The sequence below is a fragment of the Flagellimonas algicola genome (assembly GCF_005937185.1).
GTDB classification, from domain to species: Bacteria; Bacteroidota; Bacteroidia; order Flavobacteriales; family Flavobacteriaceae; genus Flagellimonas; species Flagellimonas algicola.
Genome location: NZ_VCNI01000002.1, coordinates 1,591,576 through 1,607,394, shown reverse-complemented (window position 1 = coordinate 1,607,394; position 15,819 = coordinate 1,591,576). Strand labels below are relative to the sequence as shown.

Here is a 15,819-nt window from a genome sequence, read left to right as displayed (position 1 = left end):
GAGATTCTACCTTTTAAGGCAAGTGGTAATTAATTCCACATTTAAATGAACTTTCATGGATTACTGCCGTTTGACTTATTAGTTCACAAAAACGGTGGTTAAGTGTTTTAAAATGCACTATTCAAATATTCTTCACTTTTATTGATGTCAATTTCAACCCACAAAGGCAGATGATCACTTATTTGAAAGGTGTTCCAAGGAGATTCTTTGTAGAATTTTCTTTGGGCTGCATCATCTTCTGCTAAAAGGGCAAGATGATATTCTAATTTACCTTGGGCTTTTTTTTGACGCCCAATAAAAATCTTCCGCTTCGATGCAGATAAAGTAGCATCACTTAATTTTGCTTTTAAATCCTCTAGTTTAGTTTTCAATTTTTGATTCTCATCTAAGAATATGTCCTTACTTCTACTAACATAATTCGCTACATCTTTTTTAAATAAAGGAAATTGTTTATCCGTATAGACGTAGTTGAAAAAATTAAATGTTCTATCCCAATTATTGTGGTCTTGCTTTGAAGATTTATTGGAGTCCTTCCATTCAAAATCCAAGTCGGTGGTCTTGTAGTAAGAAATTTGATCATAAAATTTTGTCCTACTTCTATTGGATCCTTTCCTGTTTTTTACAGTTTTAAATCCATTTTTTGCAAGAGCATCATACGAAATATTGCCCTCACCAACGATGTTAAAGTCGCCGACAATAAAATAATTATAGGGATTGAACCATGTTCTTCCTTGAGAACTCTTACTCTCTTTTTTTGCGTTTTTGGCAATTACTTTGGCCACTTTGTCAATTTCATCTATTCTTCTCTGGAACTTTTTTGAACTTTCGCTTTCCTCTCCAAAATAAATATGCACCGTTGTTACCTTAAACTTAAACCATCCTGCTTGGAAAGAACACTTAAAAGGCGTTCGTGAAAATTGTCTTTCGACGATTCCATCATTATTTCTAATAAGCATATCTTGGGGCAAAACAAGCTCTCCTGCTAGGCCCTTGAAGCGTACTGTTCTTTTATCGTATATAAAACCCAATCGTTCATTATTACCTCCTGCCTTCCATGCAGCTACATCTGTAACAATATATTCATAGTTCTTGCCTAGGATTTTGAGTACTTTTTTTAGTGGAGTTAAGTCCTCATTTATTTCCTGAATTGCCAAAAGGTCGAATCGAGAAATTATTTCGGCTATGTAAAAGAAGTCATCTTCTTTGCGCGGGCCATACTTTTTATTATTCCCATCAAATTCCCTAATGTTCCATGTTCCAAAAATCAAAGTTTCATTTAATTGCCTTTTAGGGATTTGACGACTCAAACCCTCTCTTAATGATTTTAATAGGCATACACAGCGCTCGGTATATTCCTTGTTTTTGAAGTATTTTATTCTATAATATTCCATGCCAATAAATTAAGTAATTTGAAAGTTTTAATTTTTTGGAAACTAATTCAATACCCTCTTATGGGTATTTTTGGGGAAGAAAACATAAGAAGATAAGTCAGTTATTGGAATATTCCAATATAGAAAATAGTCATGAAAACCAACTACATAAAACCCTTAGATTTTCTGGGGTTTTTCTATTGTTTCACACATTTATCCCTTCTAAATTGCTAATGCCTATTTAGTTTTTCAATTCTCTTTTCTAGAAATTGAAAAAAGAGGGGGTTATTTAAACCTAGAATTATTTTACCTCCTTGAGAAATATTGTTGTCTGTAAACGTGAAGTTCTGTTCCTAAAATCGCGGTTCTTTTCATAGTCAACATGGGATACCCGCCCAAAACCTCCTTTTTTCTCCAGCTCATGGAGCATTTTCAGGATTGAAACATAACTCCCTTCCAAAGTGAAGATCTGTGTTTTTACCTTGGTATTGTTGTGCTGGGTAACATGAGGGGCGTTGAATGCTATTATTTTAATGCCGTAGGCCTCACTTTGTTCATTAAGAATCCTCAGAAGATTGTTCTGAACGGATGAATTGTCCAAATCCAAACTGCTAAGTTGTAAATCCAAGTTTTGTTCCTTCTTGGACAATTTCGCAAGTTCATGATTAACATTCACATATTTTTCTTGATGGTCATTGGTAACAGCCATTTCACCCTTGAGCTCGAATGTCTTTTTCACTGCCAAGAAATAGCATGCAAATGCCATCGCAAGGATTCCGCCAATCAAGTATTTGTTCTTTTTATTTAGCTTCATCCAAATACATTTTTAAAGCAAACCGATCCCTTTGTTTTGAAACATACTCATAAGATTCGATTTCCACTTTATCCACCCACACTTTGTTTTCCAGTTCACTTGTCCACGCAATAAATTCTAACTTGCTCTGCGTAACACCGGCCACAAGAATTACTTTTTCTTGCAACTCAATAACCTTCCCATCCCTAACCGGTTTTAATGTGGGCTGATATGTAATTTTGTCCAACAAAACTGAAGATGGTAATTCCAGTGCTATACGGTCTAAGTAGAAAGACGATTTGGAATTGACGGCATTGGTAACCGCCATAAGTTTTTCTTCTTTAAGGGCTACCCGCTCTTGCATTGCGTTAAACAGATTCAATTGCTGTTGGGCCGAGGCTTGTATTTCCATGTTTCCCAATTCACTTTGATAGCTGGAATAGTATAAAAAGTTTACTAGTAGAATACCGAGGAAAATGCCCAAGGACCACCGCAGTCCAAAGTGAAATAAACGTCTATTCTTGAATTCATTGAACAGGAACATGTTGGTTGTTACAAGGTTCCCCAATTCCGGCATTCTTTTTAGATGTCCCAATATTTGGGCAAAGGAAGTTATACTCGCTGATGACAACATCAACTCGCCCATCTTCACTTTCTCATCGGAGGAGTTATGGGTCATCTCCAATTTCCCGTCTTGAGATAGTTTGTAGTTGGACCCAAAGATCTCAACCGAATCCATGTGACCCAAAATGAATTGAACTGGCGTGGTTCCCAAGGCAACTTGCACTGGGGAAAGCCCATATCCAGCCAACTCTTCCATAAGGGAGCCCAAATAATCTCTTTTACTGATGGCCACTTGTTGGTTCCCGTTTAAATCCATGGTTTGGAAATAGAAATTTTCCAGATCCAAATTGGGAAAAGCGGTCACTACCATCTGTTCCGAACCAATTTTGGATGCCACATCCACCCTTCGGGTCAATATTTGGGAAGTGTTCACCGTAAGGAACAAAATGGTGTTCCTATGAATATGGGAAGTCACTTTATCCAAAGAATCAAAAGTCTTCTCAAACCGCACATGGAGTTCATCCTTTTCTTTCTGAACATGCAACAAAGCATACCAAATTTTGCCTTCGATTTCAAAAATCTCCAAGCCTTGATAGCTGTTGCCTTCAACGATATGTTTTAACCAATTTTTCAAAATCAATAGATAACGGTGGGCTTGATCAAGATCGTCAGCTTTTGTTTGGTGTCTTCACGTTTTCGCTTGCTAAAAAGCCATTTCAGAACTGGCACTCGAGCGAGCAAGGGAACCCCGCTTCCGGAGTCATTTTTGATTTTCTCCTCAAGTCCGCCCAGTATGGCCAAATCCTGGTTTTGCATCCTGATTATGGAGCTGAATTCCCTAGAGGTCAATCCGGGAGGGGCATCCTCTTCGATACGTTCCCCACTAAAATCCGACTGTATGACATTGATGTCCAGGGTCACTTGTCCATCCCCGGACACCAATGGTTTTATACTTACCCCGAGCTCGGCGTCAATTGGCGCATAATTTCGTACTTCCGAAGTTGTGGGAACCTGGGAGCCGAAAAAATTCTGGTTGGTTATGACATAATAGGTGGTTTCCCCAATGGACAAATTCGCCCTATGTCCATTTAAAGTAGACAATTTAGGGGTAGATCGTATTTTGATGTTTCCGTCCTCTTCCATGGCCTTGATGGTGGCAAAAAATTCCGGTACGACTTTGCCAATATTGAAAGATCCAAACCCGTCAAATCCACCGATGACTTTGTTCACGGTTTTGGCACCCAGAGTCAAGTCTGTATTGGGAAATAGATTTCCTTTGGTCTCTACGGGACTGTCCCCAATACCCCAACTGATACCTGTCTCTACCAAAGAAGATTTTCGGACTTCAATAATCATTACTTCTATGAGTACAACAGGTATGGGCTTATCTATTTCCTGAATGAAATTTTTAAACCGTTGGATGTTTGCCGAGGGCCCGCTGACCAAAAAACTGTTCAACTCAAAATCCACTTTTATGTCCAGTTCGGCCTTTATTTCCTCTGGAAGAATGTTCACCAAAGCCTCCGTACCACTTTGATAGCCTTCAAAACCATTTCCCCTGGTGTTGATGGATCTTTGGTTGTCCAGATTTCGTTGGCCATTTGGACCAAACGAATTTTGACCGTTGGAGAAGTAGTTTACGTTGCCCGTATTGGTTCTTCCTGCCGTTCTATATCCTCCTGAATAGTTGGCAGGGTCGCTCATCAACTCCACGGAACGGTGCATCATCTGTATAATTTCCACCTTGCGCAGACTCAGCTGATCCGCGGTCCCAAAAAAGTAAATGTTGTTTTCTTTTTTGAATGTAAAGTTATTCGTGACAGCCGTACTTTGATTAGCATTGTTGTTATTGGGGCTGTTCCTACCCCTAGGTTGATTGGTTTGCGGAATTGGGGCCGGACGACTCTTGGACTGGCCCTCGAAAATATGGGCCAAAAGATCATCGAAAAAGATATTCCCGGCGTTAAAGGTCACATTTCCTGCATTCTCCAGTGGAGTTGCCGTGTACACGTCAAGCTTTAAATCATAACTCAACGATTCAATAATGTCGGCAATTGAGGCATTGGTGAAGTCAACATTTAGAATCTTGTTGATGGTGTCCAAAACCTCATAATGCATCCCATTCCGGCCACCTTTACCCAAACGCGAATTGTTGGAACCTCCCTCATTGGCACTGAAGAGATAAAATCCGTCCCGGGATTTGGAATGGTTTAGGTTATTGAGTTCCGCCAGCTTTTCCATGGCTGTATCAAAGGGAACGTTATTGAGATAAACATTGACGGGATTGTTCTTAAGGCTGTTGGCATAAAGTAAATTCTCCCCGGAAGACTCCATGATTTTTCGGAAAACCTGTTCCAAGGGTATATCATTGATATCCAACGTAATACTATTAGCCCCGGGGTTCCATTGTACCAAAAAAGCCTTCTGGGTTTCCTTTGGCGGAGGAGGAAGGTACTTTTTGATAGCCAGGATACTTCCAGTGAAATCAATGGTCAAATTATACTCCTTGCACATAAAAAGTAACAGATCGGAAATGGTGACATTGGAAAAATTGTTGACAATTTTGATATTGGAAATATCATTGGCGACGCTCAAGTTCAGGTTATGCACCTTGGAGACCGCAATGAGAAAATTGGGCAGGGTCACATTGCTCACATTTACCTCTAGTTTTAAGGTTTCGTTGAATGATGGGTTCTCTACCGCAAGCAGTTCCAGATGGTTGCTTATGTTTTGAAACCTGTCCGTGTGTTGGGCGAAACCAAAACTGCCCAAAAGAAATAAAAAGAGAAAAACACTTTTTTTCATAGATCAATTGCTTAGTAGGGAATACACTTCCTCTACAGAGGTTACCCCTTGCTTGACCAGCTCCAGGGCGTTGCTTTTTAATGTTGAAATATTTTTTTCCTTTAAATAGTGTTCAATCTCAAGGACATTGTCCTTTATGGGTTTTGCCAATTCCTTTGAAATAGGTAGGATTTCATAGATGGCTTTTCTTCCCTCATAACCGGTATGATGACATGCATTGCATCCCGTGGCCACGTGATGCGATTTCAGATCTGTAGGAATGTCAAAATTGGAGGGAAAAACATCTTTGTTCACAGGTTCTTCTTTTTTGCAGCTATTACAAAGTTTCCGAACTAAGCGTTGTGCCACGCTCATGTTCAAGGTACTGGCAATCAAAAATGCCGGTACGCCCATATCTATGAGTCTTGAAATGGTGGCCCATGCCGAGTTGGTATGGATCGTTGACAACACCAAATGTCCGGTCAAAGCTGCTCTAATGGCCATATTGGCTGTTTTCACATCGCGAATCTCACCTACCATGATTATGTCTGGATCCTGTCTTAAAAAAGTTCTCAAAGAACTGGCAAAGTCCAAACCAATGTTCTCCTTTAACTGTACCTGGTTGATTCCCTCCAAAGTATATTCAATGGGGTCTTCTATAGTTAGGATATTGCTATTGCCTGTATTCAATAGTTTTAAAGTGGCATAGAGTGTTGTAGTCTTTCCAGAACCCGTTGGGCCTGAAATCAAAACAATACCATTGGGCTTTTTTATGCCTTCCGTATAGCTAAGCAGCTCTTTCTCATTCATTCCTAAATCCTCCAACTGCCCTGCTGCGTTGTCTTTGGCTAAAATTCGCAGCACCAACTTTTCACCATGTAAAGTAGGGAGGGATGAAACCCTGATATCAAACTCACCCTGATTGGATTTCACGGTAATCCGCCCATCCTGGGGCAATCTTTTTTCGGCTATGTCCAATTGTGCCCTGATCTTCACCTTGTTCACCATGGTTGGATAATCCTGGATGGGAATGTTGTAGTATTCCAAAAGCTTACCGTCCAATCGGAATCTTACCCTACACTGATTTTCATAGGGCTCAAAGTGAATATCACTACTACCAAGGGATTTAGCCTCCAGCAGTATATTCTCCAAAAAATCGGTTACATAGGTGAGTTGTGCCAAATCTTTGGATTTTCCCTGTCTGTAGTTGGTGGTGAGGTATTGCTGTAGTTCTTCGCTATCACAAGCTTCCAAATGCACTTTGGAATCCAATACGATATTGAGCTCGGCCAATAACTCTTGAAGGGATTCACTATCGGTTTTAAGTTTAAGGCCATTTTCATCCTGGGCAACGGGAACAACTCTATAGTGAAAAGCCTGTTCTGCCGAGATGCATTGTTGTAGTTGCGGTGATATGTGAAACTGTTTGTTTTTCATTAAATAAGATATAGGCATGGGGAGTTGGGGAAAAAACTAAGTAGTACCACCCCAATAAGATAAAGTGCCATCAAACCTGCCAAGGGTACGGAATCTGTTTTCCTGAATACTCGAAGAATGGTGAAAGCGATCAAGGAAAATCCTATTGCCGATACAAAAAGGATGATAAAGGTCAAGGTGGGAAATCCCAATGCAAAAGCATAAAAGAAAAGCATATCGCCAAGACCAAAACTAACATCCAGAAATGCTTTCTTAAGAATGTATTTGGTGCACAACCAAAGTACTAGTAGTACACAGCTGATAAGCAAAAGGTTGGAAAGGGTAAAGAACCAAAAAAATTCAAGACCCACATGCCAAATATGGAGACTGGCCAATAGGATTCCCAATATGGGAAGCAATATCCACGTAACAGCCCTTTCCTTGAAATCCTGAAAGGCCACTACGGCAAATCCGGTCATTGTAAAGAGTTGTAGGAGGAGCATCAGTCCTTAATGGTTTGTTTAGGGTTTCCGCTTTCGTCTATTTCCCAAACGTTCATCACCCCATCACCATCAAAATCGGTAATGGCTTCTGCCCGGGCCTTGAAGGTTGCGTTGGATGCTTGCAATATTTCATACCTGTAATTGGCAGTTCCATTTTCTTCCACAGTCCTGGGAGCCACAAAATCCAGTTCGTCAATATCTGGGGTATACTTACTATGCAGATACCTGTAGGTAGTCTGGGAATTGTAGAGGGCCTTGAGCTGGGTCTGTGCCTCAATACTCTTTGCCTTGGATATCAAGGGCATCAAATTGGGAAGTGCCAGTAAGAGCAATATTCCGATAATAGCTAGTACTATAAGGGTTTCCTGTAGGTTTAGTGCCGGAATTTTCCTTTGCAGAATGCTTTTTGACATAAATAAGATAGTCTTGATTTGGTGATACCATTAACTGAAAAAGAAATTGATTATTATAATTATCTGTAAAAAATGTAAGTTTTTTCATTTTGGTTTGTAGTTCATCGAAAAAAGAAAATTATTATATTATTAATCAGAATAAAGCGATATAATTGCGGCGTAAATATTTTTCCCAAATAAAGTATTTACATATTAAATTAACCTACTTAGCATGCCCCACTTACTTGTTTTACGGACACCCGAGCTCCGTTTTTGTACCAACAACCTTTTCCTTTTAAATCTTAATCTAGCATGAACATGAAACACCTACTAGCGTTTGGTGCATTTACTCTATTTACCCTTTTTAATTCTTACAGTCAAACTAACTTGCTGGACACATCCACTTGGTCCATTGGAAGTGGATCTGTTACGGGATTCCCGGCTTATGGGTCTTCAAATGAAAATATTAGAGAATTGGACACTGATCCTCATGGGAACCAATCCATAATTTGGAAGGGCATTCCCCAAACTCCAACATCCAGTGGTGGATGGCTATCGGATACCTTTCCAATCGATCATACTAAAACTTATAGGTTTACGGTTTGGATGAAAAAAACCAATACCCTTACTGGATTTGAGGTGTTTGGCACGGAAGCTTACAATTCAAACGGCGATGATACTATTCTTAATCTCAGTGGAGGAGTCAATGCAAATCCCATCTTTAAGACTTCAATACCACAATTAGACCATTGGTACCTTTATGTGGCTTTTGTTCACCACAGTGGATATGGAGGAACCACAAGTTCAGGTGGTATTTACGACATGAACGAGGTAAAAGTTGCTGATGTTGGAGATTTCAAATTTAGTACAACCAGCGTTTCAGCTAAACATCGAGCTTATTATTGGCAAGGAGAAAATGCCGCGGATGAGCTTCATTTTTTCGGCCCCACTGTTTACATGGTGGACGGAACTGAGCCCACAATTTCAGAGCTACTAAACCCTGCAGGAGGAAACGACACCCAAGCCCCCTCTGTGCCAACTGGCTTACAGAGCACTGCCCAATCCCAAACTACGGTTGACCTTTCCTGGAACAGTTCAACAGATGACTTTGGAGTGACCAACTATAGAGTATATAAAGATGGAACTTTAGACGGGACCTCTGGTAATCTAACCTCTTATCAGGCTACTGGTCTAACCAGTGGAATCACTTACGACTTTACCGTATCTGCCTTGGATGCCGCCCAGAACGAGAGCGCCCAGAGTACCCCCGTATCTGTGACAACGGAAAACGGATCCAGTGGAGGCGGGAGCACGGTTTGGACAAAGAATGGTTCAACGGCGAGTTATTCCGGTGAGGTCGCGATTGGAACCAGTACTGTTCCCAGTGGTTACCAACTGGCTGTTGATGGCAACATCCGTACTCGAGAAATTCGCGTGGATCAAGACACCTGGCCAGACTATGTCTTTGATAAGGACTATCAACTTCCCACACTTGATGAAATCCAAAAACATATTGATGAAAAAGGACATTTGCCCAACATTCCATCCGCAAAGGAAGTTGAAACCAATGGAATGAATGTGGGTGAGATGAACAGACTGTTGTTGGAAAAAATCGAACAACAGATACTCTATATACTTCAGTTAAAAAAAGAAATAGACCAACTAAAAAAGTCCAATAATGAAAAAAAATAGGTCTCTAAAGTCTTTCTTCAAAAAAAAGAGTACCATACAAATCTTGGCAATTCTGTTCCTTTCAACACAGGCCATTGCCCAAAATAATCTGCTAGACACATCCACGTGGACCGTGGGCAACGATTACCTATCGGATTTTCCCAGGTATGGTTCGGCCGCAAAAAATGTACGCGAACTTGATTACGGACCACATTCGACAACCCAACAAGTTATTATCTGGAAAGGTTTAGCAGATGACACTTCAGGCAATGATGGTGGTTGGCTAACCCCATATTTTACCATAGATTCTTCAAAAAAGTATCGTTTTACCGTATGGCTCAAAAAAATAAATTCAAATGATGGTAAATCCTACTTTGGCTTCAACGCTCTTGATGCTTCTGATAATAACGCATCACTAAAACTGGATGGAACAATTGAAAGTAACTCATATTTTGGGTCATCCAATGTATCATTCCCATCATTTAATGAGTGGTATTTATTCGTGGCCTATGTAAACCCGCACACACATACCTCTACTACAATTGAAAGTGGAATATATAGCACCGATGGTACAAAGGTGGCTAGCCTAAGGGAATTCAAGTTTGCCCCAACAGCAACTAAAATTAGACACCGAGCTTTTTTAATAGATGATAATAACTTGGATGAATTACATTTTTACGAACCAACAGTCTATGAAGTAAACGGACAAGAACCAACGATAGCCGAGTTGTTAAATCCATCAGTGGGAAGCGACACCCAAGCCCCATCGGTGCCAACAGGCTTACAGAGTACTGCCCAATCCCAAACTACGGTTGATCTTTCCTGGAACAGTTCGACTGATGATGTTGGAGTGACCGACTATAGAATTTATAAAGACGGAATTTTAGATGGCACTTCTGGTAATCTAACCTCTTATCAGGCTACTGGTCTAACCTCAGGAATCACTTACGACTTTACCGTATCTGCCTTGGATGCTGCCCTGAACGAGAGCGCCCAAAGTCCCACTGTTTCTGTGACCACGGAAAACGGATCCAATGGAGGGGGTAGCGCGGTTTGGACCAAGAATGGTTCTACGGCGAGTTATTCCGGTGAGGTTGCCATTGGAACCAGCACTGTTCCCAGTGGTTACCAACTTGCAGTTGACGGCGATATTCGTACTAGAGAAATCCGAGTAGACCAGGACGATTGGCCCGATTATGTTTTCGACGAAGATTATGACTTACCCACATTGGAGGAAATCAAATCCTTTATTGAAGCGAATGGCCATTTGCCCAAAATACCATCAGCAGAAGAAGTAACTCAAAACGGGACCGACCTAGGAAAAATGGACAGGTTGCTACTGGAAAAAATAGAGCAGTTGACCTTATTTGCAATTCAACAGAACAGATTACTTGAAAAGCAGCAAGAAGAGTTAAAACAGCTTAAAGCAGCCCTTAAATCCAAACGATAATCTAAAAAAAAAACGGAACGGAATTTAGAAAAACAGTTCGCAATTAATTTCAAAGTATAGTTATAAACTAAAATTAATCCATAGGAATAATATATTATTAAACAACAAATACAATGAACAAATTATCCCAAATCTTCATTCTAACAACTATGTGCTTTGGCAGTAGTTTTGCTCAAGAACTTCATACCGAAAGCAACGCGGGAAGCATTGCCAATGAATCCAACGCAATAACAGGATGGACTCCACAAAACCAGAATGTAACCACCGTATCCGTAGAGACCAGTGATGTTTACGAAGGATCTTATGCTTTACGGATAGAGACCATTGCCGAAGCAGCGAGTCGTGGGAAATATACTTTTACCACTACAGCCAATACCCAATACAAAATAGTTATACACGCCAAGTCATTGAGTTTGGATGGTGGCTTTTGGTCATGGGACGGTTTTAGTGATTTTGCCGGTGTGGATTTTTATGGAACAGGCTGGCACCGCTACGAGTTCAATGTGACAGCGAGTGGAACCTCGGCCACCTTGAAGGTGTATGCAGGTGCCCCTTCAACAATTGGGGAAGCCGTACTGATTGACAATATCTCCATCCAGGAACTGGACAGTTCGCCGCCGACACAACCTGGTCAACCTACCCTTGTTTCCAAAACAAGTAATTCAGTATTTTTTAATTGGACAGCGGCCGGTGACGATATAGGGGTCACCGGATATAAGGTATACCAAAACAACGTCGCTGTGGACACACTTTCCAATGTTCTGGACTATACGGCTGACCAACTGACCCCGTCAACTCCATATCAGTTTCATGTGACCGCCTTGGATTATTATGAGAATGAGAGTCCTGCAAGTCTTTTTTTGGACGTAACCACGGAAGCTGCACCTGCTGGCGGCGGTAACGCGGAATGGACAAAAAACGGTACCACGGCTAGCTATTCAGATGCGGTTGCCATTGGCACAAGTTCTGTTCCTTCAGGGTACAAACTGGCCGTTGATGGACATATCCGTACCCGTGAGATCCGTGTGGACCAGGATACCTGGCCGGATTACGTGTTCAACAAGGATTATGACCTTCCCACACTTGAAGAAATCCAAGAATATATAAACATACACGGACATCTGCCCAACATTCCTTCTGCCGAGGAAGTGGAAACCAATGGAATGGCAGTTGGAGAAATGAACAAGTTGCTGCTAGAGAAGATTGAGGAGCTGACACTGCATGTGATTCAGTTGAAAAAGGAAATAGAAACACTTCAAAAGAGATAGAACAATGAAGCTTAAGATTGAATTACATAGAATAATGAGCGGTATTGCTATGGTTTTACTTTTTGGTAATGCGATAGCTCAAAATGATCTCGACGATTATTTGCAGAAGTACCCTACCGAACCAAGAATGACAAGTTTCGACACTTATGGAAGTTTTTCACCTCCCTCCTCCTATGGAGTAATTCCTATAAGCATACCTCTTATGACTTTGTCAACCAGGGATTTGCAGATTCCGGTTTACTTAAGTTATGATTCCGGAGCAGGGATACCTGTGAACCAAAGGTCCTCAGAAATAGGATTGGGATGGTCTTTGAACATTAACAACTTCTACATAGAAGCTACCATTAATGACGACCCCGATTGGTTCGCTCACAATGCGCAGACCCAATACAACGACATTGAGACGCGGAAAAATTCAAATGACATCAATGAAATAAGCGGTCTGTACTTTCAAATCAAAAACACAATCATGGGAGAAGACATTACGGCTGCCGACTTTGGGTTGGACGAGTACCGATATAATTTCAATGGACATTCTGGAAACTTTCTTTTCGACGAACTGGGGGAAATCATAAATCTTAGCACCAGCAACAGCGATTTAACAATTATTAAAGACACGAATGGATTTACCGTATGGGATTCCCGGGGATATACCTATTCATTTACAAAGGTAATTGACTATGAAGACCCTAACGAAAACAAACTTTTTAGAAGAAGATGGTTACTGGAAAAAATAAAACACCCTAACCAAGAAGAGGTAATTTTCACATATACCAACGGGAGCTCCGAAACGGGTAGTGTCATTGTTCTTTCCGAAACCAACAGCACCACCCGCCAATTACACCATATTGAAGAAATAATTAACCCACCAGGTGCAACCGGTTTAAGGCCTCCTGCAATGGAGTACCCTCCGAATTCCAGTATTATCAGCCATGAAATGAGTTATGTTAAATCCATAGAGTTTGCCAATGGGAAATTGGAAATTGACTATGCATTAAATTCAATGGGCAAGTTGATGCTTTCCAAATTGAATTTATTCGGGAAAAGTGCTGCAAACTATATTAAGGTAAAGGCAGTACAGCTAAACAATGTCAACTATTACGTAGGGCAGGATTCAGGTTCATCTACGTTGGTCAATAGGGCTCCAAAACTGGAAGAGGTTGCATTCTTGGACGAAAATGATCTGGAGGTAAATAAATACCAACTTTTCTATAATCCGGGAGAAATCCCTTCAAGAAGTAGTGCCAAAAAAGATTATTGGGGGTATTATGCAGGTCCCAATGCTGGAACAATTCCAGATTTCACTTATTACCACGACAATCAATCTTTTAGTTTGGGCAATGGGAGCAGAGAGCCCATTTTTTCTTATACCCAAAATGGCATTCTAAACAAAATTGTTTATCCCACCGGAGGATACACCGAGTTTAGTTATGAACCCAATTACTATTATATTGAAACTACTACTACAGGAAGTTCTATAGTGCAAAAAGATATCGACCTCACAGCAATTGGGGCTAATCCCGATTCTGGGGGGAATTGGGTAGCAACACCAGAGGCCTCGACAACCTTTAACCTCAGCTATGGACAGGTAAGCAGCCCCGGAGGAATAACCGTTACCTACTCGGGGTCCAGATACACACCTGAATCCCCTCAGGCTGCACTGCCCTATATCAGGGTTACTACTCCGAGCGATGGTCTTTTTAATAATGTTTATAGCAATGTTTTTCATATTCCCACGGAAAGGGAATCAGGAACCTTTCATATTACCAATATTAAAACTGGGGAATATAAGGCAACCGCTTATGTAGGGAATTCTACTTTGGATCCTAATGATCCACAACCGCACATTTTTGGAACGGCAGCCGTGGAATTATCGCTGAGCTGGAGCGAGTATGTCGACAATGGAGGGGTGACTGAAGAAAAACTGATGACTGGTGGTGGTTTAAGAATAAAGGAAATCAAATCCTATGACGGGAACAGCACTACTCCAAGTAGGATACAAAAATTCAATTACGGTTCAAAAACCGTGGAAAACCAGGAAGTAGGTAGCTTTTTAGGAGTGCATACCCAACAGAATATTGTTAACCCAATTAATGGGCTTCAAGATGAAGATCATATGATAGCTCATTTCTTAACGTTAAAAGAATATGATCTTAAACATGGGAGTTCGACCGAGTTTGGTGGATGTATTTTTTCAGAAACCTACGGAAGTAAAAGCCTGCAAATATCTTCTGAGCCACAATTTCCCATCCAGTTTAACGGGTCGTCCGTGCACTATGATAAGGTTATCATATCAAGTGTGGATTCAAGTAATCAGGCATTCGGCAAGACAGAGTACTTCTATTCCTCCCCGAAACCCAAAAAGATTTACAACCTCAATGGGAATTGGGACGATCAATCCTCCAGCGCAGAAAAAGATATCGCATCGTATTCACCTTATGCAAAGGTTCATTTAAAAGAGGAAATTCATTTTAACGACAACAATGATACGATCCAATCAAAAAAGTACAATTATATCACCACTAACCTAAAACCCCTACATAGACTTAAATTGGCTTTATCTGACCGAAACACAAATATTTCTGGTTGTTACATATCTACAGCCGCGGTGGAAAGGGCATTTATAAATGATAATTTAAGGTATTACACCTACTACGAACCTCTGGAAATTGACAAGCTTTTTTCCGTTGAGGAGAAAAACTATTTGGGCAATACCACTTTATCAACCAGCACGAACAATTGGTATACCTCAAATAATTCCTTTAGGGTTGCAAAGACATCTTCCACCAATAGTAAGGAGGAGGTAGTGATAACCAAGATGTACTATCCCGACGACATTTCTTTTGATACGGATTTGGGGGAACCTTATTTGACCCCTACCGAAAAAGCTGCCATAGACAAACTTAAGACAGATGATCTTCACCGCCTTTCAGAAACCGTTCAAACAGAAACATATAAAGATTTGAACAAGGATGGCGTCGCCGATCCAACGGAGCTGTTAGGACTAAGTCGAACATATTTTAAGGAATGGCATCCCAATATCGTTTCCGCTGAGTCCGTTCATACTTTGAAAACCGCGTATTCCGGCAACAATCAATTGCAAAAGCGGATACAATTTCACAGCTATGATACCCACGCCAACATATTGGATATTAGTAAATCAGGCGAGGCACATATTTATACCGTTTGGGGCTATAACCATGAATACCCCATAGCTCGTATTGAAAATCTTCAAGAAGGTCAAATTACTACAGCCATACAGCATCGAATCGACGCTGCAATTGTGGCATCTGATGAGGACGATGACAGAACATTGGATTCAACTGATGGACAGGGCAATAAAGTCTATGTGGGAAAAGAAGGAGAACTGCGAGAGGCGTTATCCGAATTGAGAAATGACCCCGCCCTAGCTGAAACACAGATAACCACATATACCTATGACCCCACAATCGGGGTTACCAGTATTACAGATCCCAGGGGGTATACCATTTATTATGAGTATGACAGCTTCAACCGTCTTAAAGAAGTTAAGGATGCCAATGGCAATCTAGTGACGGATTATAAATATAACTACAGATCCCAGAACTAAAACCTACGAGACATGAAGA

11 protein-coding genes are annotated in these 15,819 nt (G+C 40.8%); 4 read left to right on the top strand and 7 right to left on the bottom strand.

Going from position 1 to position 15,819, the window contains the following annotated elements:
- Positions 1-107: 107 nt before the first annotated feature.
- The 7 genes from FGG15_RS16015 to FGG15_RS15985 all read right to left on the bottom strand — a co-directional run bounded on the left by FGG15_RS16015 (position 108) and on the right by FGG15_RS15985 (position 7,843).
- Complete coding sequence (locus FGG15_RS16015) at positions 108-1,391, bottom strand: endonuclease/exonuclease/phosphatase family protein (RefSeq protein WP_138838053.1); 1,284 nt, start codon at positions 1,389-1,391, stop codon at positions 108-110.
- A gap of 280 nt (positions 1,392-1,671) precedes the next feature.
- Positions 1,672-2,184, bottom strand: a complete 513-nt coding sequence (locus tag FGG15_RS16010) for a hypothetical protein (protein ID WP_138838052.1) — start codon at positions 2,182-2,184, stop codon at positions 1,672-1,674.
- Positions 2,171-3,361 carry a hypothetical protein gene (locus FGG15_RS16005; protein ID WP_138838051.1) on the bottom strand — a complete coding sequence of 397 codons (1,191 nt, stop codon included), beginning with the start codon at positions 3,359-3,361 and terminating at the stop codon, positions 2,171-2,173. The genes FGG15_RS16010 and FGG15_RS16005 overlap by 14 nt, the downstream gene beginning before the upstream one ends.
- A 2-nt stretch (positions 3,362-3,363) precedes the next feature.
- Complete coding sequence (locus FGG15_RS16000; protein WP_138838049.1) at positions 3,364-5,532, bottom strand: type II secretion system protein GspD; 2,169 nt, start codon at positions 5,530-5,532, stop codon at positions 3,364-3,366.
- A 3-nt stretch (positions 5,533-5,535) separates the two neighbouring features.
- Positions 5,536-6,948, bottom strand: a complete 1,413-nt coding sequence (locus FGG15_RS15995) for a GspE/PulE family protein (RefSeq protein WP_138838047.1) — start codon at positions 6,946-6,948, stop codon at positions 5,536-5,538.
- On the bottom strand, positions 6,948-7,430 hold the full coding sequence (locus FGG15_RS15990) for a hypothetical protein (RefSeq protein ID WP_138838045.1): 483 nt from the start codon (positions 7,428-7,430) through the stop codon (positions 6,948-6,950). The genes FGG15_RS15995 and FGG15_RS15990 overlap by 1 nt, the downstream gene beginning before the upstream one ends.
- Positions 7,430-7,843 (bottom strand): general secretion pathway protein GspG, encoded by a 414-nt coding sequence (locus FGG15_RS15985; RefSeq protein ID WP_138838043.1) that lies wholly within the window; start codon positions 7,841-7,843, stop codon positions 7,430-7,432. Before FGG15_RS15985 ends, FGG15_RS15990 begins: the two co-directional genes overlap by 1 nt.
- Before the next feature lie 297 nt (positions 7,844-8,140).
- On the opposite strand from FGG15_RS15985, the gene FGG15_RS15980 reads away from it, so the two are divergent.
- The 4 genes from FGG15_RS15980 (at position 8,141) to FGG15_RS15965 (ending at position 15,800) form a co-directional block, all read left to right on the top strand.
- Complete coding sequence (locus tag FGG15_RS15980; protein WP_138838041.1) at positions 8,141-9,514, top strand: fibronectin type III domain-containing protein; 1,374 nt, start codon at positions 8,141-8,143, stop codon at positions 9,512-9,514.
- Positions 9,501-10,943: a fibronectin type III domain-containing protein gene (locus FGG15_RS15975; protein ID WP_138838039.1), complete on the top strand. Its 1,443-nt coding sequence runs from the start codon at positions 9,501-9,503 to the stop codon at positions 10,941-10,943. The genes FGG15_RS15980 and FGG15_RS15975 overlap by 14 nt, the downstream gene beginning before the upstream one ends.
- 113 nt (positions 10,944-11,056) lie before the next feature.
- A complete protein-coding gene (locus FGG15_RS15970) occupies positions 11,057-12,211 on the top strand; it encodes a fibronectin type III domain-containing protein (RefSeq protein ID WP_138838037.1) in 1,155 nt (384 codons plus the stop codon).
- A gap of 4 nt (positions 12,212-12,215) precedes the next feature.
- The gene (locus FGG15_RS15965) at positions 12,216-15,800 is read left to right on the top strand and encodes an RHS repeat domain-containing protein (RefSeq protein WP_138838035.1); all 3,585 of its coding nucleotides are present in this window, start codon (positions 12,216-12,218) and stop codon (positions 15,798-15,800) included.
- Positions 15,801-15,819: the final 19 nt, after the last annotated feature.